Annotated in this window: 24 protein-coding genes; 10 read left to right on the top strand and 14 right to left on the bottom strand. The window is 64.0% G+C overall.

Annotated elements, in window-relative coordinates; genetic code table 11:
- Positions 1-36: 36 nt before the first annotated feature.
- The 3 genes from E1748_RS22730 to E1748_RS22720 form a co-directional block, all read right to left on the bottom strand.
- Positions 37-1,158, bottom strand: a complete 1,122-nt coding sequence (locus E1748_RS22730) for a porin (protein ID WP_133649541.1) — start codon at positions 1,156-1,158, stop codon at positions 37-39.
- Between the two features lie 77 nt (positions 1,159-1,235).
- A complete protein-coding gene (locus tag E1748_RS22725) occupies positions 1,236-2,588 on the bottom strand; it encodes an MFS transporter (protein ID WP_133649540.1) in 1,353 nt (450 codons plus the stop codon).
- An 83-nt stretch (positions 2,589-2,671) separates the two neighbouring features.
- A complete protein-coding gene (locus E1748_RS22720; RefSeq protein ID WP_133649539.1) occupies positions 2,672-3,652 on the bottom strand; it encodes an amidohydrolase family protein in 981 nt (326 codons plus the stop codon).
- Positions 3,653-3,806: 154 nt separating this feature from the next.
- On the opposite strand from E1748_RS22720, the gene E1748_RS22715 reads away from it, so the two are divergent.
- The 5 genes from E1748_RS22715 (at position 3,807) to E1748_RS22695 (ending at position 8,309) form a co-directional block, all read left to right on the top strand.
- On the top strand, positions 3,807-4,754 hold the full coding sequence (locus tag E1748_RS22715; protein ID WP_133649538.1) for a LysR family transcriptional regulator: 948 nt from the start codon (positions 3,807-3,809) through the stop codon (positions 4,752-4,754).
- A 116-nt stretch (positions 4,755-4,870) separates the two neighbouring features.
- Positions 4,871-6,007: a muconate/chloromuconate family cycloisomerase gene (locus E1748_RS22710; protein ID WP_133649537.1), complete on the top strand. Its 1,137-nt coding sequence runs from the start codon at positions 4,871-4,873 to the stop codon at positions 6,005-6,007.
- Between the two features lie 32 nt (positions 6,008-6,039).
- Positions 6,040-6,330, top strand: coding sequence for a muconolactone Delta-isomerase (catC, locus tag E1748_RS22705; protein ID WP_133649536.1), 291 nt, complete (start codon positions 6,040-6,042; stop codon positions 6,328-6,330).
- Positions 6,331-6,387: 57 nt separating this feature from the next.
- The gene (gene catA, locus E1748_RS22700; RefSeq protein ID WP_133649535.1) at positions 6,388-7,323 is read left to right on the top strand and encodes a catechol 1,2-dioxygenase; all 936 of its coding nucleotides are present in this window, start codon (positions 6,388-6,390) and stop codon (positions 7,321-7,323) included.
- A gap of 86 nt (positions 7,324-7,409) precedes the next feature.
- The gene (locus E1748_RS22695; RefSeq protein WP_133649534.1) at positions 7,410-8,309 is read left to right on the top strand and encodes a LysR family transcriptional regulator; all 900 of its coding nucleotides are present in this window, start codon (positions 7,410-7,412) and stop codon (positions 8,307-8,309) included.
- Between the two features lie 71 nt (positions 8,310-8,380).
- Here E1748_RS22695 and E1748_RS22690 read toward each other — a convergent pair whose 3' ends face one another.
- From E1748_RS22690 to E1748_RS22670, 5 genes are all read right to left on the bottom strand, one after another.
- Positions 8,381-10,408: a TonB-dependent receptor gene (locus E1748_RS22690; RefSeq protein ID WP_240766825.1), complete on the bottom strand. Its 2,028-nt coding sequence runs from the start codon at positions 10,406-10,408 to the stop codon at positions 8,381-8,383.
- A 596-nt stretch (positions 10,409-11,004) separates the two neighbouring features.
- Positions 11,005-12,441: an MFS transporter gene (locus E1748_RS22685; RefSeq protein WP_205965288.1), complete on the bottom strand. Its 1,437-nt coding sequence runs from the start codon at positions 12,439-12,441 to the stop codon at positions 11,005-11,007.
- A gap of 62 nt (positions 12,442-12,503) precedes the next feature.
- Entirely contained in the window at positions 12,504-12,887 is a 384-nt protein-coding gene (locus tag E1748_RS22680) for a VOC family protein (protein ID WP_133649532.1), read from the bottom strand.
- A gap of 1 nt (position 12,888) precedes the next feature.
- Positions 12,889-13,881, bottom strand: coding sequence for a hydroxymethylglutaryl-CoA lyase (locus E1748_RS22675; protein ID WP_133649531.1), 993 nt, complete (start codon positions 13,879-13,881; stop codon positions 12,889-12,891).
- Positions 13,882-13,894: 13 nt separating this feature from the next.
- On the bottom strand, positions 13,895-15,085 hold the full coding sequence (locus E1748_RS22670) for a CaiB/BaiF CoA transferase family protein (protein WP_133649530.1): 1,191 nt from the start codon (positions 15,083-15,085) through the stop codon (positions 13,895-13,897).
- Positions 15,086-15,622: 537 nt separating this feature from the next.
- Here E1748_RS22670 and E1748_RS22665 point away from each other — a divergent pair.
- Complete coding sequence (locus E1748_RS22665; protein ID WP_133649529.1) at positions 15,623-15,838, top strand: hypothetical protein; 216 nt, start codon at positions 15,623-15,625, stop codon at positions 15,836-15,838.
- On the top strand, positions 15,822-16,088 hold the full coding sequence (locus E1748_RS22660) for a hypothetical protein (protein ID WP_133649528.1): 267 nt from the start codon (positions 15,822-15,824) through the stop codon (positions 16,086-16,088). The genes E1748_RS22665 and E1748_RS22660 overlap by 17 nt, the downstream gene beginning before the upstream one ends.
- A 48-nt stretch (positions 16,089-16,136) precedes the next feature.
- On the opposite strand, the gene E1748_RS22655 is transcribed toward E1748_RS22660, so the two are convergent.
- The 3 genes from E1748_RS22655 to E1748_RS22645 all read right to left on the bottom strand — a co-directional run bounded on the left by E1748_RS22655 (position 16,137) and on the right by E1748_RS22645 (position 19,140).
- Positions 16,137-17,021, bottom strand: coding sequence for a DMT family transporter (locus E1748_RS22655; RefSeq protein ID WP_133649527.1), 885 nt, complete (start codon positions 17,019-17,021; stop codon positions 16,137-16,139).
- Positions 17,022-17,102: 81 nt separating this feature from the next.
- Positions 17,103-18,416, bottom strand: coding sequence for an ATP-binding protein (locus E1748_RS22650; protein WP_133649526.1), 1,314 nt, complete (start codon positions 18,414-18,416; stop codon positions 17,103-17,105).
- Position 18,417: 1 nt separating this feature from the next.
- Positions 18,418-19,140 (bottom strand): response regulator, encoded by a 723-nt coding sequence (locus E1748_RS22645; protein ID WP_133649525.1) that lies wholly within the window; start codon positions 19,138-19,140, stop codon positions 18,418-18,420.
- Between the two features lie 171 nt (positions 19,141-19,311).
- Between E1748_RS22645 and E1748_RS22640 the strand changes: the two genes are divergently transcribed.
- The 3 genes from E1748_RS22640 (at position 19,312) to E1748_RS22630 (ending at position 21,726) form a co-directional block, all read left to right on the top strand.
- Positions 19,312-20,085 (top strand): MipA/OmpV family protein, encoded by a 774-nt coding sequence (locus E1748_RS22640; RefSeq protein WP_133649524.1) that lies wholly within the window; start codon positions 19,312-19,314, stop codon positions 20,083-20,085.
- 42 nt (positions 20,086-20,127) lie between these two features.
- A complete protein-coding gene (locus E1748_RS22635) occupies positions 20,128-21,390 on the top strand; it encodes an SDR family oxidoreductase (RefSeq protein ID WP_133649523.1) in 1,263 nt (420 codons plus the stop codon).
- Positions 21,391-21,516: 126 nt separating this feature from the next.
- Complete coding sequence (locus tag E1748_RS22630) at positions 21,517-21,726, top strand: hypothetical protein (RefSeq protein ID WP_133649522.1); 210 nt, start codon at positions 21,517-21,519, stop codon at positions 21,724-21,726.
- 177 nt (positions 21,727-21,903) lie between these two features.
- On the opposite strand, the gene E1748_RS22625 is transcribed toward E1748_RS22630, so the two are convergent.
- The 3 genes from E1748_RS22625 to E1748_RS22615 form a co-directional block, all read right to left on the bottom strand.
- Positions 21,904-23,553, bottom strand: coding sequence for an Nramp family divalent metal transporter (locus E1748_RS22625; RefSeq protein ID WP_133649521.1), 1,650 nt, complete (start codon positions 23,551-23,553; stop codon positions 21,904-21,906).
- Between the two features lie 57 nt (positions 23,554-23,610).
- Positions 23,611-23,802, bottom strand: coding sequence for a hypothetical protein (locus E1748_RS22620; protein ID WP_133649520.1), 192 nt, complete (start codon positions 23,800-23,802; stop codon positions 23,611-23,613).
- Between the two features lie 745 nt (positions 23,803-24,547).
- The gene (locus E1748_RS22615; RefSeq protein WP_133649519.1) at positions 24,548-24,832 is read right to left on the bottom strand and encodes a hypothetical protein; all 285 of its coding nucleotides are present in this window, start codon (positions 24,830-24,832) and stop codon (positions 24,548-24,550) included.
- Positions 24,833-24,854 lie beyond the last annotated feature (22 nt).

Here is a 24,854-nt window from a genome sequence, read left to right as displayed (position 1 = left end):
ATTGAGGTGAGGTCGCACATCGGCCCGCACGCATCATCAAAACAGATGATGAATCCCCGCGACAAACACCACCTGCCGCGGCGTCCCCGACGCCCCCACCGCAAAAATCGCAGCCCGAGCGTTCGCCGTACCGGTAGCCTGCTGCGCGACCACGTGCAGATAAACCTGCGTCGCCTTCGACAGCGAATACACGTCGCCGAGCATCGCGGTCAGATAATGCCGCCCGATGAACGTCGCCTCGTCGATGCCGGCGGACACCGTGTTCGCCGGCGTCGTCATCCAGTTCACGCCGGTGTCGTACGAGCGGTACGTATCGGAGAATGCGCCCGATACCAGCTTCACATACGAGTACACCGCATGCAGCCGCACGCGGCCCCAGTCGTAGCGCGCACCGACGCTCGCGTTCTCGACCTTGTCGGCGACATACGACAGCGCGTTTTGCCCCTGGAACGTCGCGAGACCGAGACCGGCCGTCGTATCGCCGAGCATCGCGCCGAGCGCGCGGTTGTGTTCGTTCACGTAAGCGCCCGCGATCGATAACGCACCGTTCGAGTAATTGAGCGCCGCGCCCGCGATCCGCCCATTCGAGAAATTGCCCGCCACACCACCGAGGCCATACAGCAAGCCGAGCGACAGTCCATGAAATGCCGGCGACCGGTACTTGATCGCATTCGCTTCCTGCGCGGACGTCGTTTCGACCAGCCCATCGAGATTGCCCGGATGCGACGCGAGCAGATTGCCCGCCTGGAAGTTGTTCGTCATCGGCGCGACCCAGTCGTAGTTGAGCGAACTCTGCTCGCCGAGCGTGAGCGTGCCGTAGTGCGTCGACGACAGGCCGACATACGCCTGCCGGCTGAACAGCACGCCGGGCCGCGACAGCGCACCGGTGTTGGTCGCGAAGCCGCTTTCGAGGCGAAACACGCTGCTCCAGCCGTCGCCCAGCGCTTCTGTGCCGGTGAATCCGAAGCGGTCAGGCTGCGCGATGCCCTGCAGCATCGCGGCCTGTCTGCCGCCGTCGCGGTTGTTCACGTACGCGACGCCCGCGTCGAGGCTGCCGTAGAGCGTGACGCTGCTTTGCGCGTACGCGTTGCCGGCGAGGGTGGCGCCGAGCAGCGTACATAGCATCGCCATGCGGCGACGTTCGTCGAACGAATGCATTGATGTCTCCTGGATTGTTCTTTGTTTTGAACTGCGTGTTTTGAACTGCGTGAGTCTTTTGAAGGTCGAGAGCCCGTTCACTCGATCGCGCGCGCGACGCCTGGTGTCCGCATGTAGTGAAAGCCCATCGTGCTGATCGCGACGCCTGCGATGCCGATCGGCAGGATCAGCAGCATGAAAATGTTCGACAGCCCGATCGCGCTTGCTATCAGCAGCGCGCCGATAAGCGAGCCGGAAATCGCACCGAGCCGTCCGACACCGAGTGCCCAGCTAACACCCGTCACGCGACTGCCGGTCGGATAGAAGCCCGCGGCGAGTGCATTCGCGCCCGTCTGCGAACCGGCGACGCTAAAGCCGACGCCGAAGATCCCGACGCACAGCGACAGCAGTTCGTCGTAACGCCACGCGACCAGCAGCACGCACAGCACCCCCGCGCCGTACGCGATGGCGAGCACGGCGTACGCGTTGTAGCGATCCATCGCGCGACCGATCAGAATCGAGCCGACCGTGCCGCCGAGCTGGAACATCGCGGTGACGATCGCGGCCTGCGCGAGATCGAAGCCGGCGTCGCGAAAGAGGCTCGGCAGCCAGTTCGTGACGAGGTAGACGACCAGCAGGTTCATCCAGAACACGCACCACAGCGCAACGGTGCCGAACTTCAGCGTCGGCGCGAACAGTTGCCTGGCCGGTGAACGGACGGACGTCGTCACCGGCTCATCGACGATGAAGCGCACGTCGCCGTCCGGTGCATCGCGCGAGATGCGGCGCAGTAGTGCCGCAATCTCTTTCGCAGGGGCGCCGCGATGGACGAGGAAGCGGATCGATTCGGGCAACGCCGCGAGCATCACGAGACCGAGCGCGAGCGGCAAGGCGCCGCCGATCAGGAACATCGTGTGCCAGCCGTAGTGCGGGATCACCTGCGCTGCTACGAAGCCGGCGCCCGCCGAGCCGAACGTGAAGCCGCAGAACATCGTCGTGACGATCAGCGCGCGACGCGGACGCGCGCTGTACTCGGACGTCATCGTGATCGCGTTCGGCATCGCGGCGCCGAGGCCGATGCCGGTCAGCAGGCGGAACACGATCAGCGAATGGATCTCCGGCGCGAGCGCGCACAACATGCTGAAGAGGCCGAAGCCGAGTACCGAGATGATGAGCAATCGTCGGCGTCCGATGCGATCGCCGAGCGGTCCGGCGAAGAACGCACCGAGCGCGAGCCCGGCGAGACCGGAGGCGAGCAGCAGCGAGATGGCCGTCGTGCTCGTCGTGTGCCAGTCAGCGCGTAGCGCGGGCACGACGAAGCCAATCAGCGCGGTGTCGAGACCGTCGAGCGCGACGACCGCGAAACACAGTGCGGCAATCGAAAACTGGAAGCGGGAAAACGGCTGCGCGTCGATCCAGCGCTGCACGTCGAATGCGTGGGCGGGTTGCAAGGTGTCTCCTTCGATTTGTTGTGAGCCGGGCGATCGGGGTCGCCCGGCAATGTGGGTACAGCAGGTGCAGCAGACGCAGCGAATCAGTCGAGCTTGAACAGTCGTCGTGCGTTGTCGCGGCCGATCTTCAGCCGGTCGTTCTCGCCGATCTCCGCGAGATCGAACCAGCTACCCGCTTCTTCCATTTCCTCGAACGGATAGTCGGACGAGAACAGCACGCGGTCGCTGCCGATTTCGTCGATCGCATTGCGCATCGCGATCGTGCGGAAGTTGCCGCTCGTCGTGACGTTGAAGTTCTCGCGGAAGTAGTCGATGAACGGCCGCTTCGCCTTCACGCCCAGCGGATTCTTGCCGTTCGCGGACGCCCAGTGCGACGTGCGCCAGATGTTGTTCTGAACGAGTTCGCCGAGGTGGCCGAGAATGATCTGCAGCTTCGGGTACGCATCGAACAGTCCGCTGCCGATCAGACGCAGCGCATGCACACCGGTCTCCGGCGAGAACGCCCACGCGGGTCCCATCAACCACGGATGACCTTCGATCGAACGCAACTGCCCCGGCAACGGATTGCGCGGATGCAGATAGAACGGCACGTCGAGCTTCGCGACTTCGGCCCAGAACGGCCAGTACTGCGGCAGGTCGTAGTAGGTCGAATCGTCTTCGCTGCCGACCTGCGAGAAGCCGTTGACGAGCGCACCCTTGAAGCCGAGTTCGGACACCGCGCGCTGCAGCTCGCGCGTCGCCGCTTCCGGGTCTTGCAGCGGCAGCGCCGCGAATGCGCCGAAGCGGTCCGGGCGGCGCGCGACCTGTTCGGCGAGCAGATCGTTCGCACGGCGCGCGACGTCGATTGCGCGCTGACGATCGGGAATGGCCTGCACGGCCGGCGCGTTCAGCGACAGGATCGCGTAGCCGATCCCTGCCGCGTCCATCCGCTCGATCCGTTCTTCCTGGAAGTCGAGCAGTCGACGTCGGCGCACCTGCCAGATATCGGTGGTGAAGAAGCGTTCGGAATCGCCGATCGTGTCCGGCGATGCAAAGTGCTCCTCGAGCGCAATCTTGTTGTCCATGTCAGATCCACAGTGAGTGAGAGAAGTCAGCGGGAAGCGCATCGTGTTCGGTGCATCCGCTTCGAACTCAGCATAGGGATCGACGGAGCCTCTGTTAAATTGATCGACTGAATGGCTGTATTCAGCGGATCAATGACCCGGACCCCGCCTCGCGATGACACCCGATACCGTGCTGCGCAACATCGATCTGAACCTGCTGCTTGTGTTCGACGTGCTGTACCGGACGCGCAGTACGACGCGCGCGGCGCAGTCGCTGCATCTGACGCAGCCGGCCGTCAGCAACGCGCTGAAGCGCTTGCGCACGCTGTTCGACGATGTGCTGTTCGTGAAGACCGCCGACGGCATGCAGCCGACGTCGCGCGCGGACGACATCGCGACGCTCGTCGATGCTGGACTCGCGTCGCTGAGGCTCGCGATGCAGGCGGGGCGGCCGTTCGATCCCGCTTCGGAGACGCGCACGTTTCACCTGTACGTCAGCGATCTCGGTCAGGCGATCTTCATTCCGACGCTGGTCGCACAGTTGCGGCAGATCGCGCCCGGCGTGCGCATCGTCACCAGCGATCCGCCGCTCGACGAAGCGCAGCAAATGATGAAGCTCGGCCAGATAGATCTCGCGCTCGGCATGTTCACCGGGCTGCATGCGGACTTTCATCAGCAGCGGCTCTTTCATGAGACCTATGTGGCGCTGGTGCGGCACGAGCATCCGTCGATCGGCGCGCAGTTGTCCGATGCGCAGTTCTTCGCGGCGGAGCATGTCGTCTACACGCCGACTGCCGGTAGCCACGCACGCTTCGAAGCGGCGCTCGATGCGTTGTCGACGCAGCACGGTGGCGCGCGCAGCGTCGCGCTAAGGCTTGCGCATTCGTTCGGGCTCGACCGGATCGTTGCATCGAGCGATCTCGTCGCGTGCATTCCGAGCCGGCTCGCCCGCGTGCTGACGCGGCCCGATCTGCATGCGCTCGCGTTGCCGTTCGACATCGAACCGATCGACATCGCGCAGTTCTGGCATGAGCGCTTTCATCGCGATGAAGGGCATCAGTGGCTGCGCACGCTGGTTTATCGGCTGTTTCATGATCCGAGTCCGACTGCGATGGGGAAGTGAGGCAGCGCGCTTTCCATACCGCCCAGGTATGGAAAGCAACCCAAAGGGTGTTGGACTGCGGCGCGTACCCGAGCGTATAAATCGGTGCGTTGACTTCACCACACGCACCTTTTGCCATGACCGCAGCGACGATCGAACGCATCGAAACCTCTCTCGTCGATCTGCCGACGATCCGTCCGCACAAACTCTCCGTCGCGACGATGCACGGGCAGACGTTGATGCTCGTGAAGCTGTACTGCAGCGACGGCGTCGTCGGCATCGGCGAAGGGACGACGATTGCGGGCCTTGGCTATGGAGCGGAATCGCCTGAGTCGATGAAGCTCACGATCGATTCGTACTTCGCGCCCGCGATGATCGGCCGCGACGCCACGCGGATCCAGGCGTTGATGGGGCATCTCGGCAGGCTGATCAAGGTTAACCACTTTGCGAAGAGCGCGATCGAAACCGCGCTGCTCGATGCACACGGCAAGCGACTGGGTGTGCCGGTCAGCGAACTGCTAGGCGGCCGCAGACGCGATCGAGTCGCCGTAGCATGGACGCTCGCGTCGGGCGATACCGCGAAGGACATCGCCGAAGCCGAGTCGATGCTCGAAGCGCGCCGGCATAACGTCTTCAAACTGAAGATCGGGGCGAAGGATTGGAAGACCGACATCGCGCACGTCGCGGAGATCAAGCGTGCCGTCGGCGAACGTGCTGCTGTGCGTGTCGACGTCAATATGGCGTGGAGCGAGACCGAAGCCGCGTCCGCGATTCCTGCGCTGGCCGACGTGGGCTGCGAACTGGTCGAGCAGCCTGTTGCATCCGCTGCTGCGCTCGCGCGATTGATGCGTCGTTTTCCGGTCGCGCTGATGGCCGACGAGATCCTGCAAGGTCCGGAGAGTGCGTTCGAGGTCGCGAGGAACAAAGGCGCCGACGTGTTCGCAATCAAGATCGAACAGAGCGGCGGCCTGTTCGCCGCGCAGCGCGTCGCTGCGATTGCCGACGCAGCCGGCATCGAACTGTATGGCGGAACGATGCTCGAAGGCGCGTTCAGCACGATTGCGTCGGCGCATCTGTTCGCGACGTTCGCGAACCTGCAATGGGGCACGGAGCTGTTCGGGCCGCTGCTGATCACCGAAGACATCCTGACGCAGCCGCTCGATTACAGCGACTTCGAACTGACGGTGCCGGGTGCGCCGGGCCTCGGCATCGAACTGGACGAGGCGAAGGTCAAGCGCTTCAACCGCGATGGCTGGGTGAAGGCGACGAAGTAATCGCAACTACATCTGACTAGAGGGCCTGGACGATGCTCTTTCACGTACGCATGGACGTACACCTTCCCGTCGATATGGCGCCCGACGTCGCCGACGAAATCAAGGCGCGCGAGAAGGCGTATTCGCATGCGCTGCAACGCAGCGGCAAGTGGCGGCATATCTGGCGGCTCGCGGGCGAGTACGCGAATTTCAGCATCTTCGACGTCGAGAGCAATGCGGAACTGCACGACATCCTGATCGGACTGCCGCTGTTCGCGTACATGAAGATCACCGTGACGCCGCTGTGCCGTCATCCGTCGTCGGTTCGCGAGGACGACAGCTGAACGCGGGTGCTCGCGCGACGCGGATCATTCCCCCACAAACACATGGAGACAGCCATCATGAGCGTCAAGGTATTCGATTCGAAAGAGGTGCAGGACCTGTTGAAAGCGGCGACGAACGTCGGCGGCGACGGCGGCGATCGTCGCACGAAGCAGATCGGTTATCGCTTGCTCAGCGATCTCTTCAAGGCGATCGACGATCTCGACATCACGCCCGACGAAGTCTGGGCCGGCATCAACTATCTGAACAAGCTCGGCAAGGATGGCGAAGCCGCATTGCTCGCTGCGGGTCTTGGCCTCGAGAAGTACCTCGATATCCGGATGGATGCAGAGGACAAGGCCGCCGGTCTCGACGGCGGGACGCCGCGCACGATTGAAGGTCCGTTGTATGTCGCGGGCGCGCCGGTGCGTGACGGTGTCGCGAAGATCGACATCGACGCTGACAACGCTGCAGGTCCGCTGGTGATTCACGGCACGGTGACGAGCGCCGGTGGCGAACCGGTCGCGAATGCGGTGGTGGAATGCTGGCACGCGAATTCGCACGGCTTCTATTCGCACTTCGATCCGACGGGCGCGCAGAGCGATTTCAATCTGCGCGGTTCGGTCAGAACGGGCGCCGACGGGAAGTACGAATTCCGTACGCTGATGCCGGTCGGTTATGGCTGCCCGCCGCACGGTGCGACCCAGCAGCTTCTCGACACGCTCGGCCGACACGGCAACCGGCCGGCTCACGTGCACTTCTTCGTCACGTCGGACAAACATCGCAAGCTCACGACGCAGTTCAACGTCGACGGCGATCCGCTGATCTGGGATGACTTCGCTTATGCGACGCGTGAGGAGCTGATTCCTGAGGTCGTCGACAGGACGGGTGGCGTTGCGTTGGGTCTGAAGGACGATCGTTATCAGTCGATCGAATTCAACCTCACGTTGATCCCGCTTGTGCAGGGCAAGGACAATCGACTGGTGACGCGTCTGCGTAGTTCGGTCGAGGCATAGGTCCAAGGCATAAGCACGCGGACCGATGGTGCGATACTGGCGCACACGGCCGCAAGGCCTCGCCTGTTCGACACGTCGGGGGACGCATGGAGTTGCGCCAGTTCCGTTATTTCGTGGCGGTCGCGGAAGAGATGAATATCACGCGCGCCGCGAGCCGTTTGCATATGACGCAGCCGCCTCTGTCGCGGCAGATCCAGCAGATCGAGGAAAGCGTCGGCATGCCGCTGTTCGAACACGGCGTGCGTCCGCTGCGTCTGACGGAAGCGGGGCGGATGTTCTATACGCGCGCGCGCAAACTGATCGACGACGCGGATAGCGCGGTGAGAGTAACGCGCGAACTGGCGCAACTCGCCGAGCGCATCGTGATCGGTTTCGTACCGTCTACGTTGTATGGGCCGCTGCCCGATGTGATCCGCGAGTTTCGCGAAGCGGCGCCGCATGCGCAGGTGTCGCTGATCGAAATGTTTACGCTTGAGCAGCTTGGTGCACTGCGCGGTGGACGCATCGACGTCGGCGTAGGCCGGCTGCGTTTCGATGACGATGCGCTGACGCGCGAAGTGCTCGTCGACGAGCCGTTGATCGCGGCGCTGCCGGAAGACCATCCGCTTGCATCGATCGACGAGCCGCTGACGCTCGCGATGCTGGCGCGCGAGACGTTGATCGTCTATCCGAGTACGCCGCGTCCGAGCTACGCGGATCAGCAACTGTCCGCATTCAAGGACGCAGCGCTCGAACCTGCTGCGATTCACGAAGTGCGTGAACTGCAGACCGCGCTTGGTCTTGTTGCTGCGCAAGTGGGCGTAACGGTGGTGCCTGAGAGTGTCGACGGATTGCGCTCGCGTGGTGTGGTGTACCGGCGCATTGCCGGGGACCCGGCGTCGTCGCCGATCATCATCAGCCGACGCACGCAGGATCATTCGCCGTATTCGGTGCTGTTTGCGCGCATTGCGCGCGAGCGGTTTGGGGCGGGTGTGCGTGGGCGCTAGCTTGTTGCGCTTTGTAGTGCGGTGAACGAGTGCGGCCGGGGCGCGGTTTGCCCGTGTCCCGGCCCTGTCTGCTAGAACCGCGTCCGCAACCCAACCATCACACTACGTCCACCTTCCGGTGCAATGTCCCTGACCACCGAACTCGCGTAACGGATGTCCTGATTCGTCAGGTTGTCGCCGCGCACGTAGGCCAGCCAGTTTGTCGTGCCGACGTGGAACTTGTACGTGAAAATCAGCCCCAGCTTCGTGTAGCTCGCGGTAGGCAGATCGTCTTCGGGCACACGATGCTGGCCCCACGCATGCTGCATCTCGGCACGAGCACCGAACGGACCGTAGCCGTAATCGACGGCGAGCGTCGCGCGCAGCGGAGAGATGCGCGGCAGCGGCTGGTCGTTGTCCATGTCGCGTGCGTGCGTGTAGTCGCCGATCAATTCCACATCCACCTGATGCGCACCCTTCTGGAAGACGCGCCATTTGCTGTCGAATTCGATGCCGTAGAACTCCGCGCGCACGCCGCGATAGACGGCTTCGTTCAATGCGTCGGCGGTGCCGGGCGCGACGACCTGATCGCCGTCGTCGACCAGACGGCCGGTGTTGAATTCGGTCAGATAGTTCTTGAAGCGGCTGTAGAACACGCCGATGCTGCCCTTGTTGGGGCCGCTCGCAAAGCGTAGCGACAGGTCGGTTGAAACGGCTTTTTCCTTCTGTGCGTCGGGGTTGCCGATCAGGTACTGGCCGGTCGCATCGTGCGGTCCGTTTGCGTACAGCTCGTAGAGCGCCGGGGCGCGTTCCGTGTACGCAACGTTGCCTGCCACCGACCACACCGGCGTCAGCTTGTACAGCGCGCCCAGCGACGCGCTCACGGCGTTGAAGTCGCGGTCCGTCGCGCTGGCGAACTTGTCGTTGCCGGCGGCGGTCGGGTCCTGCTTCACGTGCTCGTAGCGCGCGCCGGCGCTCAGCTTGAACGCGTCGGTGACGTTCCACTCCTCGAGACCGAAGAGCGCGACGTTGGTGGTCTGCGTCGTCGGCACGAGCGCTTCGTCGCCGAGCGCGGAGAACGTGTTCTGGCTCAGCTGAATCCCAATCGCGCCTTCGAACGGACCGATCTTCTTGTGGCGTGCCTCGATGCGCGCTTCGTAGCCGTGATTGCGGAAGGTCGTGCTGGTTTCGCCGTTGTCGATTTCCCGGTGCTCGTAGTCGGTGTAGCCGAAATCGAATTTCAACTGCGTGAACGGTCCGCTCAGGTTCCGGACTTCGGACGCGAACGCGACGTGATCCTGATGCATCCGCAGTCGCACGTCGCTCTCGGCGACCGAGCCGTAATTCGCTTCGAAGCCGTTATACGACAGGCCTGCGTAGCCGTCGGCCCATGTATACGCACCGCCGACTGCGCCGCCGTGCGAACGGCCGTCGCTGTTCGGGATGCTGCCGGAGGCCTGGTCGGCATCCGGGCCATCGAGCGCACGCTGACGATCCGAGTGCGCGAATCCGGGGATGCGCTCCTTGCTGGTCTCGCGATCGAATGCATCGACGTGGAACGCGAACTGGCCGTTACCGCCTTCGACCTGCGCCGCGCCGGCGCGTGCGTTGTTCGCTCCGCCGTAACTGGCATCGACTGCGCCGGTCACGCCTTTGATCGGCTCGCGTGGAATCCGGTTGTCGATCGTATTCACGACGCCGCCGATCGCATTGCCGCCATACAGCAGCGCCGCCGGTCCGCGCACGATCTCGATGCGCTCGATGGTCAGCGGTTCTTGCGGGACCGCATGATCGTACGACAGCGACGACGCATCCCACGCTGCGACGCCGTTCTGCAGAATCCGGATCCGGTCGCCGTCCATCCCACGGATGATCGGCCGACCGACCATCGGGCCATACGTCGTCGTCGATACACCGGGCAGCCCGTTCAACGTTTCGCCGAGCGAATTCGTTTGTCGACGGGTCAGCGCATCTCCATAGAGCGCGGTGGCCGGAGCGATCAGATCGGTGTCGCCCAGCGGATTGGCTGTCACGAAAACCGGTGCGAGCGAGCCACCGGGGATCGTCGTGTCGGGCGCCGCATTCTGGTTCTGCGATTGGGCGTGGGCCAATGCGGCCATCAGCGCCAGCGAAAGGGGCGACAGTCGGTACGCTCGCCTGGAGAAGCGGGAAGTGGTTCGGTTCACGGTGGTTGTTCTGGGTAGATTTGTTCTAAATCGGACTAATCGAAACGATATAACATAGCGTTTATATATCGGTCTCATGCCCGCCCGGCGCCAGTATCAAGACCTCGAACGCCTAAAAACCCCGTAGCCTCACGACGTTACGATTTGCCCAATTGACGCCGACGAAATGATATAACATAACTTACGAGTGGTGAAGTTGAAGTAAGCAGGCGGATCGGGAAAATGGCGGCCGCATCGAATGAAACGACGCTGAATGCGCGGGAAAGACGTTGCGCAATGAGCACTGTGAAGTGCTCATGCTGACGCTGCTATTCCAGCGTGAGCGATTGATCGGCGAATGCATTAACGCGCGATGAGCTTGCCGCGAATGCGTGAGGAGGAGGGGGCTTTCTGCCTGCGAGGCTCGCGTGGCAGGGAGCGGTTTGCAGCTGCAGTTGTTCAACAGCACCGCGTGACCGCGACGTCTCAATACAGAACATATACATCGACCAGGAAGACACACCGCCTTCCCGGCCATTCACATCACACGCTCAAACCGGATTGATCTCATCCTGACTAAGCCGAGTCGTCTTCGGACCGAACGTCCGCACGACCACCGCGACGATCGCGAGCGCGACCGAGATCACACCGAACATCGCACCCGCACCGTGATCGTTCAGCACCGGCAGCAGAATGAACGGCAGCGACCCGCTGACGATTCGCGACAACGCATACGTACTACCGATCGCTGTCGACCGCACGCGAGCCGGGAAAATCTCAGCCTGATACACGTGATACGCGTTGCTGAACACGTTCGACGCACACGTCGTCAATACGCCGAAGCACACGATCAGCACGGTGTTGCCTGAATACGCAAACGCGAGCCCGCACGCCGCGACCGACAGGATCGAGCCGATCACAAGCGTCCGACGCTCGATCACGTTCATCAGCGGAATCGACAGTAGCGAGCCGACCGGATAACCGAGGAACGACAGCGCCACGAACAATGTGCTGTCGGTCACGTCGAAACCGCGACTCTTCACGACGACGCTCGCCAGCACGCCAAAGCCGTAATAGCCGAACGCCTGAAACAGATGGAAGATGACCAGCATCAGGTAGCGCTTGTTATACGGCGCGAGGCGCAGCAGTGCGATCCGATCGCTGAGTCGCGGCTTCACATGCGTCGGCTTCACTTCATCGACGAGCACCGGAACGCGCACATTCGCGCTTTGCGCGAAGCGGCCCAACATCGCATGCGCTTCGCCGACGCGTCCTTGCGACAGCAGCCAGCGCGGGCTCTCCGGCAAACGATGCTGCACGAGCAGAACGAACACGCCACCGAGACTCCCGATCGCGAGAATGATCCGCCAGCCGGCAATCGCGCCGAGATGCAGCGGGTTGAGCCACACCGCGAGAAAGCCGACCAGCGGCACCGCAATGTACGACGTCGTGTACGCCCAGCCGGCGAGTCGCCCTCTGCGTTCTTTCGGCAGCACTTCGGACAGCAGCGTGTCAGCGATCGGGTACAGCGCGCCCACGCCGATGCCGGTCAGGAAGCGGCACAGCACGAGCATCGTGCCGTTGACGGAGAACGCGCCGAGCAGCGAGAAGCCGCTGTACCAGACGAGGTTGAACAGGAACGCCTTGCGTCGGCCGATCTTGTCGGCGAGGCTGCCGAGGAAGAACGAGCCGAAGAACATCCCGATGAACGCCGACGCGAGCAGCAGCTTGAATTCGTTGCCGTGCCGGTCGATGCCGTATTCGGTCTGCAGCGCGGTACCGATCGAACTGACGAGAAAGATCTCGTACATATCGAAGAACAACCCGATACCGACGACCAGCACGACGAACCGGTGCAACGCACCGACCGGCATATCGTCCATGAAGCTGCTCAGCGTGATGCCGCGAGTCGAGCGGGGCGTGCCCGCTGTGGATGGCGAGGTCTGCGCAGCCGCCGCTGCGTCCAGACCGATAGGTTTGCTGTTCATCGAGTCTCCAGATTTATTGGTTTGAACCTGCGTGAATCGGCTTGCTGAATCCATACTGCGCGCTACAGCAGTTCGGAAATTTCGATCAGGTTGAGATCCGGGTCCCGCACGTACACCGAGCGGATCTTTTGCGTGGCGCCGGTGCGCTCCACCGGCCCTTCGACGATCGGCCATTCGACGCGCTGCAGATGCGCGATCACATCGTCGAGCGGCACGGCCGCGATGAAGCACAGGTCCAGCGCGCCCGGCACGGGCACATGCGCCTTCGGTTCGAACTCGGCGCCGCGCACGTGCAGGTTGATCTTCTGGTTACCGAAGCGGAACGCGAGCCGGCCCGCGCCGAAGGTTTCGAGCTGCATCTGCAGGACTTCGGTGTAGAAATGCTTCGTCGCTTCGGGGGCGACGCAGGTCAGGACGAGATGGTCGAGGTGATCGATGAGGGGCATCTCACGCTCCTTGCTGGACAGCGGCAGAGGCAGCAGCGGCAACGCCTTGCTGCGGAACGCCGTCGTCGCCGGTAGCCGGCATCGGATGAAGATCGAGGCGGCGACCGGCCTTCAGCAACTGGCTCGGCACGTCGTGTCCGACGAGACCGGGCAGCAGCGCGGACGCGTTCAGCACGGCGGCGAGATCGACGCCCGTGTCGTAGCCATCGAGCTGCAGCATGTGGACCAGCTCTTCGGTCGTGACGTTGCCGCTCGCGCCAGGCGCATACGGACAACCGCCGAGGCCGCCGAGCGATGCATCGAACCGGTCGATGCCTTCACCCAGCGCAGCGAGCGTGTTCGCGAGCGCCATGCCGCGCGTGTTGTGAAAGTGCAGCGTGAGTTCAAGCGACGGGAACGCGTCGGCGGCGCGTCGGCACAGCTCGGTGACCTGCGACGGAAACGCCATGCCGGTCGTATCGCACAGCGTGACGCCGTGAACGCCGAGGTCGGCGAAGCGCTGCATCCAGCCGAGCACGGTTTCGAGCGGGACGTCGCCTTCCATCGGACAGCCCATCGCAGTCGACAGCGACACGTTGATCGCGACCGGCGTTTCGCGGACCACCTTGATCACGTCGCTCAATTGCGCAAACGACTGCTCGCGCGTCATCCGCAAATTGGTGCGGTTGTGGCTTTCGCTGACCGACATCACGAGGTTGACCTCGTCGACGTTGCACGACAGCGCACGTTCGGCGCCGCGCAGATTCGGCACGAGCACGGTATAGATCACGTCGGGCGCACGCGTGATCCGATGCATGACCGCTTCCGCGTCGCGCAGCGCGGGGATCGCTTTCGGCGACGTGAACGACGTGACTTCGATCTTTGCGTAGCCGCACACGCTCAACTGGTCGATCAACGCGATCTTCGCGTCGGTATCGACGAATTGCGCTTCGTTCTGGAATCCGTCGCGCGTGGCGACTTCCTGGATGTAGAGTCTCTTTCCGTTCGACGGCATGTCGGCGGCTCCTTCAGATGATGCCGCGCGCGCGCCAGGCGTCGCGCGTGGCGGGATCGATGCCGAGCGTGTCCAGCACCTCGTCGGTGTGCTGGCCGAGCGTCGGCGCAGGCTGCGAAATCACGCCGGGCGTCGCGCCCAGCTTCGGCACGATGCCGGGCACCTGGACCGGCGTGCCGTCGGGCAACTGCGTATCGACGATCATGTCGCGCGCGCGGTAGTGCGGATCGGCGGCGATGTCGGCTACGTCGTAGATCTTGCCTGCGGGGATGCGTGCGTCGGTGAGCGCGGCGAGCACGTCGTCGAGCGAACGCTCGGCGGTCCACGCTTCGATCGCGACGTCGATCCGACCGACCTGCTTCACGCGTCCGTCGTTCTGCGCGAGCGCGGGGTCGTCGCCGAGATCGGGGCGGCCGATCAGCTCCATCAGTCGACGGAAGATGCTGTCGCCGTTGCCGGCGATCAGCGCGTATTTGCCGTCGCTGCAGCGATACGCGTTGCTCGGTGCGATGCCCGGCAGCGCGCTGCCGGCAGCCTCGCGGACTGCGCCGAACACCGAGTATTCGGGCAGCAGGCTTTCCATCATGTTGAAGACCGACTCGTACAGAGCGACGTCGACGACCTGGCCGCGTCCGCCGTGCTGATCGCGATGCCGCAGCGCGAGCAGGATGCCGATGATCCCGTGCAGCGCGGACAGCGAATCCCCGATCGAGATACCGACACGAACCGGCGTGCGCCCAGGTTCGCCGCTCAGATGCCGCAGGCCGCCCATCGCTTCGGCGACGACGCCGAAGCCCGGGCGATCGCGATACGGCCCGGTCTGGCCGTAGCCGGACACGCGCAGCATCACGAGTCCGGGGTTGATTTCTTGCAGCGCGTCCCAGCCGAGCCCCCATCCTTCGAGCGTGCCGGGGCGGAAGTTCTCGATCAGCACGTCGGACTCCGCGATCAGTTTGCGCGCGACGTCCTGACCTTCAGGCGAGCGCAGATCGAGCGTCACCGACTTCTTGTTGCGCGATTGAGCGGCCCACCAGACCGACGTGCCGTCGTGCAGCAACCGCCATTTACGCAGCGGATCGCCGGTTCCGGGCGGCTCGATCTTGATGACGTCGGCGCCGAATTCGGCGAGCATCTTGCCGGCGAAGGGCCCAGCAATCAGCTGACCCATCTCGAGTACCCGCACACCGTCCAGAGGACCCTTCATCTCCGCATCTCCGTTCTTTGATTCTGACGGTCATAGTGGAAGATTCTGGAGGCCGTGATAATCGACGGTTTCTCAAGGACCCTTTCCGGATCGGAAAGGGCGGCGCCGCATCGTCACGTGCAAAGATCGTGCGGAGCCCTGTATTCAGGGCGTTTTCCGCATGCGGCGAACGAGCGAATCGAGCCGAGCATTCGCGTGTCGCAGTCGTCGCATCGACTCTCGTCGAATACCCTGGATGTTGAATACCCTCATTTATTTCGTCTGCTTTTTGGCCGAATATAAATTCAACGGTGCAGCGGTCGTCATGCTCGGCCAGACGTGAACAACCGGCACTGTGTTCGCTTTCTGCGATTCGCCGGGTATCGCACATACGATGCAATCCCGTACGCGCATCCTGATAGCGACCTGTGTGACCTAGACCACCACACATGTTGAAAAGAGCTGTTGCTATTTCGTCAAAAAATAAACGGAGCGGCGCGCTAACGCCTAAAGTTAAAGCGCTTTCTCAAGTTTATTGTGCAGTGCAGGGGGTGTGTGATGAAAAGAAGAACGCCACGGCAGCTGGTCCGTTTGCTTTCGGACATTCGCTATGCTGCCAATTGCACGGCGTTGCGTGCGGCGGCCGCGAGCAGGGAGCTCGACCGCGCACTGAACGACAAGGAATGCGAGGAAGGGCTGGACGTCGCGCAGGAGCAGGATGCCGCGCCGGACAAGCTGCTCGTCGGGGGGACACGCCGTGAAAACCTCCAATGAATACTCGCTGCGGTTTCTCGTCGAGAAGTGGCTCGCGCCGCCGCAATCTCTTCCGGTTCACGTGACCGAATTCAGCCGCACGCGCTGGGACCATCGACGATACGTGTGCGTCGAGGTCGACGGCAGCACAGCCGGCGCGCCGCGTTCACTGTTCTTCTTCCGTCACGACGACGGCTGCTGGTGCGTGTTTCCGCCGACGCCCGACAAACTGTGGCACACCGAAGAAGCGCTCGCGCTCGATGAGCTGTAGCGTTGTAGCAGGCGATATCGTCGTGAAGAATAAGCGCGTGCCCGCGCGTTAGCTCGCGGACGCCGTGCTGCGTCGCGCGGTCGGCTGCGGCAACACTTGACACACGATCAGCCCCACCAGCATCAACGCGCAGCCGACAAACGCGCGCGCCGACAGCGTCTCGCCGAGCACGAGCCATCCGGCGAGCGCGGCGAACACACCTTCCATGCTGAAGATCACCGCCGCGTGCGCGGGCGCCGCGTCTTTCTGCGCGACCACCTGGATCGTGTACGCGATGCCGACCGATAGCGCTCCGCCGTACAGGATGCTCGGCGCCGCGCGAACGATGTCGCCGAGCCGCAGCGGTTCGCACGCGACGGCGATCGCGAGACAGATCACCCCGCACGTGACGAACTGCACCAGCGCCAGCGACAGCGGATCGTGCCGTCGCGCGAATCGACCCACCAGCATCACCTGCATCGAAATCACGATCGCGCCGGCGAGCTGGTACCAGTCGCCGTAGAGGATCGAGAAGTGCTCGTTGACGCTCAGAAAATACATGCCGACCGCCGCGAAGAGTGCGCCGAGCGCGGTGCCGAGTCCTGTCCGGTGACCGAGCAGCGCACCGATCAGCGGCACGATCACCACGTACAGCGAACTGATGAAGCCGGCGTTCGCGACCTTCGTGTACTGCAGACCGATCTGCTGCATCGAGATCGCGAACGCGAGCAGCAGCCCGAGTGCGCCGCCCGCGCGTAACAGCGCCGCGGTGTCGCGTGCGGGCACGGTGAGGTTCACGCGAGCGCGTCGCAACCGCGTGCACGCAACGAACAGCAGCACGACACCCGCACCCAGCAGGAAGCGCAGCCCGGTGAACAGGAACGGTCCGATCGCATCGAGACTGACCCGTTGCGCGACAAAGGCGGAGCCCCAGATCATCGCTGCGACGAGCATCAGCAGATTGGCGCGGAGGTGTTTACGGGCGGCGGTTTTCAAAAGCGGGTGGCGGGAAGCGAGGAGCGGGCCTCGACCATATCACGCGGCCCGCATGGCGTCCGGTAGCGGCAACGGCGGCAGGATCATCACGAAGCGCGCGCCGCCCCATGTGCCGTTGTCGAGATGCACGTCGCCGCCGTGCACGAGCGCGACCCGACGCACGATCGCGAGGCCCAGGCCGAAGCCGCCGGTGTGGCGGTCGCGGCTCGAATCGAGCCGGTGAAACGGCTCGAACACGCGCGCGCGGTCCTCGACCGGAATGCCGGGGCCGTCGTCCTCGACCGTCAGCACCAGCGCGCCGCCCGCACCGACCGTGGCGCGCAGCGAGATCGCGTGACGCGCGTAGCGCGCGCTGTTACGGATCAGATTCAGCAACGCGCGCGCGACGAGCTTCGGATCACAGACATGCTGCGCCGGCGCGCCCGCGGTCGTGACGGACAGCGTCAGCGTCCGCACGGCGACGTCGTGCGCAATGCTGGCCGCGACGCTGTCGAGCAGCTCGCCGATCGACACCTGCATCGGCGCGACTTGCCGCGCACCCTGTTCGAGACTGCTCAGCGTCAGCAGTTCGGTCACGAGCTCGTCGAGTTCGCGAACGTCCGCGCGCAGCGCCCGTTGCCGCTCACGCTGACGTTCGACCGATTCCGGCGATTGCAGCAACGCGAGCCCGAACTCGAGCCGCGCGAGCGGCGTTTTCAGTTCGTGCGAGATGCCGTGCATCATGTCGCGCTGCTGCAGGATCGACGCTTCGATCTGCCGCGCCATGTCGTTGAACTGCTGCGACAGCTCGTAGATGTTCGACTTCTTCGACAGCTGCGCGCGCGTCGTGAGGTTGCCCACGCCGAACGCGCGCGCGGCCATCTGCAGCTTGCGCAGATCGCGCCAGTGGTAGTGGATCCACAGCAGCACCGCGAGCAGCGTCGCGAGTGCGATCACGCCGTAGGCCAGCACCTGGATGTCGAGGTTGGTCGGTTCGTCGGGATGCGCGTGGACGATCGTGCCGTCGGGCAGCGGCAGATAGTAGTCGCGCGCGTCGAGACTCAGCACGAGCTTGCCGTCGCGCAGATCGCGCAGTTGCGTGTCGTCGAGCAGCGGGATCACGTCGGCCATCGTCAGCAGGCTGAAGCCCTCGCTGCCGTGCCTGCGCAGCTCGGCGAGCGCGTCGGCGCGTTGTGCGCCGGGATGACGCGCGAGGTAATCGGTCAGCACGAATGCGTACGCCTTGACGGCATCGCGGGTGTTCTCGGTCACGCGCTCGTGAAACAGCCGCACGAACGAGTAGTTGACGAACGCTATCGCGAGGCCGCCGCACAGCACGACGACGAGGTACAACCGGATCAGCGAGCGGAGCACGTCATTCCTCCCACGCGGACGGACTGAACAGATAGCCGCGGCCCCAGATCGTCTTGATCTTGTGCGGCTCCGGCGATGCGTCCTCGAAACGGCGGCGTAGTCGCGAGATGCCCGAGTCGACCGTGCGGTCGATGCCGTCGAACTCGATGCCGCGCAACTGCTTCAGGATGTCGTCGCGACTCAGCACCTTGCCGGCGGCGCGCGCGAGAATCAGCAGCAGGTTGTATTCGGCGGTCTTCAGCTCGACGACCTGGCCACGCCACGTGACCGTGCGATTCGGCGGCGAGATCTGCAGCTCGCCGTACACGAGCGTCTCGCCCTCGACGGGCGCAGGGACGTTCTCGCGCGGCGCGCGTCGCAGCAGCGCCCGCGCACGTGCGACCAGCACGCGCGGTTCGATGGGCTTGATCACGTAGTCGTCGGCACCGGTCTCGAGGCCGGCGATCTGGTCGAACACGTCGACGCGCGCGGTGAGGATCAGCACCGGCACGCCCGAAAACCCACGGATGCGGCGGCACACTTCCATGCCGTCCATGTTCGGCAGCATCAGATCGAGGATCACGAGCGCCGGCCGGTGTTCGTGCACGGCCGCGACGGCGAGGTCGCCACGTCGCACGATCGTCACCGCGAATTCGTAGCCGCCGAGGTATTCGGCGATCAGTTGTGCGAGTCGATCGTCGTCCTCGATCAGCAATACCGTGTACTTGAGCGGTGTCCCGTCCATCGTCTTTCTCCCGCTGAGGCGCCGATTCTATCCGTGCGGCCTCGCGCGAGGGGGCGTGTAGACACTCTCGAACACTTCCACACAATTCAGCACAAATTCCAGGAATTTCGAGACAGACGCACACGGGGGTTATCCCTAGACTGCGGCATCCCCTCCCGAAAAGACCTGACCGTGCGCAAACGCCTCCTTCACTGCTGTGCTCCGCTGCTGGGCCTCGCCTGCGTCCCGGTGGCGCACGCGGAAAACACCTATCTGTTTTCGCTGGCCGGCGGCGTGACGTCGCGTTACGAAGGCAGCCGCGACTATCGGCCGATCATCGGCCCGGCGTTTTCGGCGCAGTTCGACAACGGTTTTTTCATCGGCATGCTCGACGGTGCGGGGTACAAGAAGACGTTTGCGAACGGGATGTTCGTGTCGGCGGCGCTCAGCTACGACGACGGCCGCGCCGACGAAAACCGCTTCGACCGCGCCGGCTCCGACTACCTGAAGGGGATGGGCAACATCCCCGGCTCGCTGCTGATTTCGGTGCAGGCCGGCGCGCACGTGTTCGGCGATTCGACGGTCAGCGTGACGCTCGATCAGCCGGTCACGCACACGACGCGCGGCATCAGCGGCCACGTCGACCTGACGGTGCCGATCCTGCAGACCGCAGCCGATCAGATCGGCGTGACCGGCAGCCTGCACGCAGGCAGCGGTCGCTACACGCAGACCTTCTTCGGCGTCACCGATGCGCAGGCGGCGAGCAGCCGCTTCTCGGCGTATTCGACCAAGGGCGGCTTCGACAAGGCGACGGTTTCCACCGCGTGGACCCATGTGTTCACGCCGCGCTGGTCGGTGACCACGACGGGCGGCCTCACGCGCCTCGTCGGGTCGTCGAGCAACAGCCCGATCGTGCAGACGAAGAACAACTGGTTCGGCATGACGGCGCTGACCTATCGATATTAAGCGGCGGCCGCGCATCGACCGCCGCGTCACACGGAGTATGCGATGTTTGCCTGGCAAACCCCGCTGTCCACGGCTTGGCAGGACAGTCTGATCTGTTCGGCGCGCACCCATGCGCCGGGCGTCGATGCGCTGGTGTTGACCGGCGCGACCGGTTTTATCGGCGGCAGTGTGCTCGCGACGCTGGTCAATGCCGGTCTGCTCGACCGGCTCGTCTGTGTCGTGCGCGGCGCGAGTGTTGCGCATGCGCTTGCACGGTTGCGCGCGTCCGCGATACGTAGCGGTTTGCCGCAATATCGCGCGGAGCGTCTGAGCGCGGCTAACGTAATCGTCGGCGAACTCGGCAGCGAATTTTCGCGTGCTGATGAAGCGCGGCTCGCGGCGGCATCGCACGTGATCAATTGCGCTGCGCTGGCGTCGTTTTCGACGCATCCGCGGCTACTCGAATCGAATGTGCGCGACACGCTGCGCTTCGCGTCGCGCTTTGCCGGCAGCAAGGTGCTGCAGCGCTTCGTGCACGTCAGCACAGCGATGGCCTGCGGGACGCGCTGCGGCGCGCTCGTGCAGGAAACGGTGTTCGGTCACGGCGACACCGGCGATCTGATGCCGCACACACGCAGCCAGCGCGACGCCGAACGACGGCTACGCGCGGAGTTGCCGCGACTGCCGCTGGTGGTCGTGCGGCCGTCGGCGGTGGTCGGGCATACGGTGCTCGGCACGCTACCGTCGGCGCGGATCTTCTGGGTGTTTCGCGTCGTGCATGCGTCGCGGCGCTTCGCGGCGCGTGCAGCGAATCGTATCGACATGGTGTCGGTCGACGATTGCGCCCGCGCGCTGACGCTGCTCACCGTGAAGCCGACGCTCGCGTACGACACGTATCACGTATCGGCCGGCCGCGACTCGCCGACGCTCACGCAGATCCTCAACGCGATGGACGAAGCCGCCGACACGTCGGGCCGCCGCTATTCGATGTGCTCGCCGCGCGACCTGCGCGCGGTCGCGCGCGAAGCGCTCGGCGGGGACGCCGCCGGTCATGCGCGTCTGTTCGAACGCGTGCTGGGCGTCTATGCGGCGTTCGCGCAGCTCGACTACGTGTTCGACAACCGGCGTTTGCGCGAGGAGATCGGCTTCGACCCGCTGCCGTTCACCGACTACCTGAACGAATGCGTCCGGACGTCCGGCGGAATGGGCATCCTCGAGCAGATGAAACGGGACTTTGCGCGGCCCGGCACCGAGCGTCCGTGGGCGGAAAGGTTGTCGAAAGACAACGTGTCTCCCGGAAAATACATCCCGGCGCATATCAGATGACAAACCGCCTACGCTGCGTGATACTCCCCGGCGGGGAATCGGTCAGCAGCCGTGCTGCTGCGCCCGTTTCGCCGCTCTGCTTTTTCCATTTAATTCGAAGTGCCGTTCAGGTTTGGGGATAAACATATGAAGAAGATCATCGCCTCGCTCGCAACCGTTGCTTTTGCGCTGGTATCCGTTCAGGCTTTCGCGCAAGCATCGGATGCAGCCGCTCCGGCCGCTGCTGCCAGCACGCCGAAGAAGCATCACAAGCAACTGAAGCACCACGGCAAGCGCGCCAAGGTTCAGGATGCTGCATCGGCTGCCGGTACGGCCGACAAGGGCGCAGCGCAGTAAGCCGGCAACGCGTCGCCTTGCCGGTGCCCCTCGGGCGTACCGGGTAGGGCCGGCGCGGTGCGGTAGCGGTACAAAAGAAAAGCCAGGGCGGATGCCCTGGCTTTTCTGTTTGTGGCGCCGGAGTTCGGGGCCTTGTGTTTCGGCGCTCCCCTGCGGAAACCGGGGAGCACGACGCCGTCAGTGCAACGCCATCTCGATCACCTTCACCAGCACCAGCACGACCGCGATCACCAGATACCCGCGCAGCACGCCCATCCATATCCGCTTGCTCAGCGTGAGGTTGGGGGCAGGCAGTTCGTCGAGCGGCGGCATCCGCCACGTGTCGCGCGTGCCTTTCTCCAGCGACGCCGCCAGCGCGTCCGCCCATGCGTGAATGCCACGCTTGCGCAACGGGATCGCGACAGCCGCGGCGGCCAGCGCGAGCGCCGTGCCGCCTCCGAGCACCGCGAGAATCGTTTCGCCGCTGATGTCCGGATACATCACCGACGCGGTCAGCACGATCGACAGCATCACCAGCACCCAGATCACCGCGCCGGTGAAGATGTTCAGCTGCGTCGAGTTGACCCACGGGCCGAGCACTGCGCGATCGTTGCACAACAGCAGCAGAAACACGGTCGCGCTCGGCAGCAGCACCCCGGCGAGCGTCTGCACCGCTTCGGTCAGCAGGCCGAGCGGGCTGCCCGGAATCAGCACGAGCGCAGCCGCGAACGCGATGATCCCGAAGTAGACGAAGTAGAAGCCCTTCGCGTCGGACACGCCGCGATGCAGCGAGTGGCGAATGCGGAACACGTCGCCGATCGCGTAAGCGGTCGACAGCGACACGGCCGCCGCGCCGATGATGCACGCGTCGAGCAACGCCACCGCGAAGATCACCGCCGGCCATTTGCCGACGTACTTGTCGAGGCCCGAGATTACCGCGCCTGCGTCGGTGAAGTTACCGAACTCCGGACGGCCTTCGAACAGTGCCGCGCAGAACGAGATCATCGCGATCGCGCCGATCATCACGAACGCGATGCCGATCCACAGGTCCGCTTTTTCGTACTTCATGAAGCGCGGCGTGATGCGCTTGTCGACGATGTAGCTCTGCTGGAAAAACAGCTGCCACGGCGCGACCGTTGTACCGACGATACCGATCACGAGCAGCATCACGTCGGAGAGCTTCGAGTGCGCGGGCCAGCTCGGGATGAAGAAGTCGCGGGTCATCTGCCCGATCGGCGGATGGATCGATACCAGCACCGGCACGAGTAGCAGGCTCAGCACGCACAACGCGAGCGCGAAGCGCTCGAATCGTCGGAAGTTGCCGGTGCTGACCGCAGCAGCTGTCAGCACGGCGGCGAGCAGCACGCCGGGCACTTTCGGCACGCCCAGAAAACCGAGCGCGAACGTGATGCCGATGAACTCGGTGACGAGCGTGAGCGCGTTCAGGATGAACAGATCGATCACGCTGAATGCCCCCCAGAACTTGCCGAAGCGCTCGAAGATCAATCGTGCGTGACCGACGCCGGTCACGGCGCCGAGCCGCAGCACCATCTCCTGATTCACGAACAGCACGGGGATCAGCAGAAGGAGTGTCCACAGCAGCGTCGTGCCGTAGTTCTGGCCGGCCTGCGTATAGGTGCCGAACGCGCCGGCGTCGTTATCGCCGACCATCACGATCAGGCCGGGGCCGAGGATCGCGAGCAGCGTGCGCAAACGCGCGAACCAGTTGTTGCGCGGCGCGGTGTCGTGACGCGAGATGGTGCCGAAGGCGCCCTTGATGTCGCCGAGATGCGCTTCGTCGAGCACAGCACTGCGTGGTGGTGAAACCTGGGTTGTTGGCGTGGACATGATGTCGTTCTCCGAAGCTTGAGTGTGGTGTCGCGGCCCGTGGGCCGCGTGTTTTTTTCAGTGATGGCGCTGCCACGCGTGCAGCGCGGCGCCGAGGGTGTTGCGAAGCGCCGCGAGCATCGATACGGGGGCGACAGCGTCACGCAAAGGTGCTGCATGACGACGCGGTTCGAGCGACAGCAGTTCGTCGTAGTGGGCGCGTGCTTCGTCGATGTGCGGCAGTTGCGAAACGAGGAGAGCGAAGTGCATGGCAATTCCTCCGGTAAAACGTTGAGCGGCGCACGGATGGCCTGCGCAGCTCGTTGGCCGGCACATCGAAGACATCGACGTGCAGCGGCGACCGGAAGAATGCGACGGGCGATCAGTCAGGCGGCGCAGCGCGCGGCATGAGTGCCGGGCACAGGCCGCGAATGCGTGCGGCGGACGGAAGTACAGGGACTAGAGTCACTGTCCGGCATGGCGGCCTCCTTTGCGCGTATTGCTCGTATTGCGCAGATGCGTTGATTCGCACGCCTTCGCCGCATGGACGCGGACGACAGGCGCGATGGCGCAACGCGACGGGCCAGGCCCGAAGCGTTAGACCGGCCGTCGTGCAGGCGAACGCGAACGAACGCATGCCGTGACGACAACGGTCAGCGGATGTGCACGGAGAAGTACTGCGGATACTGCTGCGAGTAACTGCGGCGCGCACCGTTTGCCCAATGGGCAAGACGGCGGCTGGAGAAGAGGCTTAGCGCGGAGCGTCCTGCCTGTCAGGCAGAGAAACGTGTCGAAGATCGACTACTGCTACTGTCCAAGGCGTTCGCCCCTTTCGTGAAAACAGCTGGATTTTAGGCACTCGTCAAAGGACGAGTCAACGAGAAATGCTTCGCAGGACGGACTTTTTTCTTACGGGTGGCTTGCCCGCCACGTTTGTCCGTCGACTGCGTGGTTCATGCGGGCATGACCGTTTACGGCCGGGCATCGCGCAACGCGTGCCGGAGAATGCTTCGCGCTACGACGCATCGGCGGCGAGGCCGCGCTTCAGCAGTTCGTCGAGCAGGCCGTTCAGACCGCCGGGGTGATCGGCGGCGCGCGTCTTCAACTGGGCGACGAGGTCCGCTTCCAGCTTGCACGCGAACGGGACGAGCCCCTGTGCCTGGTCGAGCTTGCGCTGTTCGCGGCGATCGAGCGGCTGCTGCGCGGCACCCTTGCCGAAGCGGTCGGGTGCGGCCTTCTTCAGCGCGTTGTTGAGCTTCAATGCCTTGTTTTTCTCAAGGTCGGTTTTTTTCATCGCCATAGGGGTGCCTTCGCGGAAAACG

It is taken from the genome of Paraburkholderia flava (genome assembly GCF_004359985.1).
GTDB classification, from domain to species: Bacteria; Pseudomonadota; Gammaproteobacteria; order Burkholderiales; family Burkholderiaceae; genus Paraburkholderia; species Paraburkholderia flava.
This window is presented reverse-complemented; position numbering and strand designations above follow the sequence as displayed.

Coding starts and splice junctions, on each gene's coding strand:
- catA (WP_133649535.1), top strand. CDS start 6,388: ATGAGCGTCAAGGTATTCGATTCGAAAGAGGTGCAGGACCTGTTGAAA.
- E1748_RS22635 (WP_133649523.1), top strand. CDS start 20,128: ATGTTTGCCTGGCAAACCCCGCTGTCCACGGCTTGGCAGGACAGTCTG.
- E1748_RS22715 (WP_133649538.1), top strand. CDS start 3,807: ATGACACCCGATACCGTGCTGCGCAACATCGATCTGAACCTGCTGCTT.
- catC (WP_133649536.1), top strand. CDS start 6,040: ATGCTCTTTCACGTACGCATGGACGTACACCTTCCCGTCGATATGGCG.
- E1748_RS22625 (WP_133649521.1), bottom strand. CDS start 23,553: ATGTCCACGCCAACAACCCAGGTTTCACCACCACGCAGTGCTGTGCTC.
- E1748_RS22685 (WP_205965288.1), bottom strand. CDS start 12,441: ATGAACAGCAAACCTATCGGTCTGGACGCAGCGGCGGCTGCGCAGACC.
- E1748_RS22720 (WP_133649539.1), bottom strand. CDS start 3,652: ATGGACAACAAGATTGCGCTCGAGGAGCACTTTGCATCGCCGGACACG.
- E1748_RS22670 (WP_133649530.1), bottom strand. CDS start 15,085: ATGAAGGGTCCTCTGGACGGTGTGCGGGTACTCGAGATGGGTCAGCTG.
- E1748_RS22665 (WP_133649529.1), top strand. CDS start 15,623: ATGAAAAGAAGAACGCCACGGCAGCTGGTCCGTTTGCTTTCGGACATT.
- E1748_RS22615 (WP_133649519.1), bottom strand. CDS start 24,832: ATGGCGATGAAAAAAACCGACCTTGAGAAAAACAAGGCATTGAAGCTC.
- E1748_RS22655 (WP_133649527.1), bottom strand. CDS start 17,021: ATGCTCGTCGCAGCGATGATCTGGGGCTCCGCCTTTGTCGCGCAACGG.
- E1748_RS22630 (WP_133649522.1), top strand. CDS start 21,517: ATGAAGAAGATCATCGCCTCGCTCGCAACCGTTGCTTTTGCGCTGGTA.
- E1748_RS22645 (WP_133649525.1), bottom strand. CDS start 19,140: ATGGACGGGACACCGCTCAAGTACACGGTATTGCTGATCGAGGACGAC.
- E1748_RS22680 (WP_133649532.1), bottom strand. CDS start 12,887: ATGCCCCTCATCGATCACCTCGACCATCTCGTCCTGACCTGCGTCGCC.
- E1748_RS22695 (WP_133649534.1), top strand. CDS start 7,410: ATGGAGTTGCGCCAGTTCCGTTATTTCGTGGCGGTCGCGGAAGAGATG.
- E1748_RS22690 (WP_240766825.1), bottom strand. CDS start 10,408: ATGGCCGCATTGGCCCACGCCCAATCGCAGAACCAGAATGCGGCGCCC.
- E1748_RS22620 (WP_133649520.1), bottom strand. CDS start 23,802: ATGCACTTCGCTCTCCTCGTTTCGCAACTGCCGCACATCGACGAAGCA.
- E1748_RS22710 (WP_133649537.1), top strand. CDS start 4,871: ATGACCGCAGCGACGATCGAACGCATCGAAACCTCTCTCGTCGATCTG.
- E1748_RS22675 (WP_133649531.1), bottom strand. CDS start 13,881: ATGCCGTCGAACGGAAAGAGACTCTACATCCAGGAAGTCGCCACGCGC.
- E1748_RS22730 (WP_133649541.1), bottom strand. CDS start 1,158: ATGCATTCGTTCGACGAACGTCGCCGCATGGCGATGCTATGTACGCTG.